The sequence below is a fragment of the Geodermatophilus sp. YIM 151500 genome, from assembly GCF_025716945.1.
In the GTDB taxonomy this organism is placed as follows: domain Bacteria; phylum Actinomycetota; class Actinomycetes; order Mycobacteriales; family Geodermatophilaceae; genus YIM-151500.
In genome coordinates this window covers 1-1295 of record NZ_JAOVZT010000037.1, presented here as the reverse complement: position 1 = coordinate 1295, position 1295 = coordinate 1, and the positions used below count along the sequence as shown (strand labels likewise).

The 1295-nt window shown below is 77.8% G+C and carries 1 protein-coding gene; it reads right to left on the bottom strand.

Translation table 11 applies throughout. The annotated features are described in order from the left end of the window. Window positions 1-131 precede the first annotated feature (131 nt). On the bottom strand, window positions 132-1295 hold a 1164-nt coding region (locus tag OF117_RS22025), incomplete at its 5' end, for an acetylornithine transaminase (RefSeq protein ID WP_263555000.1).

Here is a 1295-nt window from a genome sequence, read left to right as displayed (position 1 = left end):
GCCGCCGGGCGCCGCCAGCGGGGTGGGCGCGGCGGCGGTGTGCCGGGTGCGCTTGAGCTCGGCCGCCAGGGCGAGCACCTCGGCCTGTTCGGCCGGGGTGAGGTCGTCGTCCCGGGTGAAGTGGCGGACGGTCACGGCGCCGCCTCCCGGACGGCGGCGTCGAGGGCCGCGGGCAGCGCCGCCACGAACGCGTCGACGGCGGCGTCGCTGAGCACCAGCGGCGGGGCCAGCCGCAGCACGTCGGGCGCCACGGCGTTCGTGAGGTACCCGGCCGAGCGCAGCGCGGTCTCCAGCGCCCCGGCGACGGGGGCGGTGAGGACGACGCCGAGCAGCGCGCCGCGCCCGCGGACGGCGGACACCCCCGGGTGCCCGAGCGCCTCGATGCCGGCGGTGAACCGGTGCTCGAGCTCCTTGGCCCGCTCCAGCAGGCCCTCGTCGCGGATGGTGTCCAGCACGGCCAGGGCGGCCGCGGCGACGATCGGGTTGCCGCCGAAGGTGGAGCCGTGCGAGCCGGCGGTCAGCAGGTCGGCGGCCGCGCCGAAGGCCAGCAGCGCGCCCATCGGCAGCCCGCCGCCCAGCGACTTGGCCAGGGTGATGACCTCGGGCTGCAGCCCGTCGGCCTGGTGGGCGAACCAGTGCCCGGTGCGGCCGGTGCCGGTCTGCACCTCGTCGACGGCGAACAGCGCCCCGGCCTCGGCGGCCGCGCCGGCCGCGGCGGCCAGGTAGCCGGCCGGGGCGGGCACCACGCCGCCCTCGCCGAGCAGCGGCTCGAGCAGCACCATCGCCGTCCGGTCGCCGACGGCCTCGCGCAGCGCCGGCACGTCGCCGTAGTCGACGTACCGGACGCCGGCGGGCAGCGGGGCGAAGGCGTCGGCCTTGCCGGGCTGGCCGGTGAGCGCGAGCGCGCCCATCGTGCGGCCGTGGAAGGAGCCGACCGCGGTGACGACCTCCGGCCGGCCGGTCAGCCGGCTGATCTTGAAGGCGGCCTCGTTCGCCTCGGCGCCGGAGTTGCAGAAGAAGACCCGGCCGGGCCGCCCGGCGATCTCCAGCAGCCGCTCGGCCAGCGCCAGGCCCGGCTCGTGCATGGCCAGGTTGGACACGTGCCCGAGCCGCGACGCCTGCCGCCTGATCGCCTCCACCACCCGCGGGTGGGCGTGGCCGAGGATGGTCGTGGCGATGCCGCCGAGCAGGTCGGTGTAGCCCCGGCCGTCGACGTCCCACACCGTGGCGCCCTCACCGCGCTCGAGGGCGACCGGCGGGGTCCTGTAGTTGCTCATCATCACCGCCGACCAGCG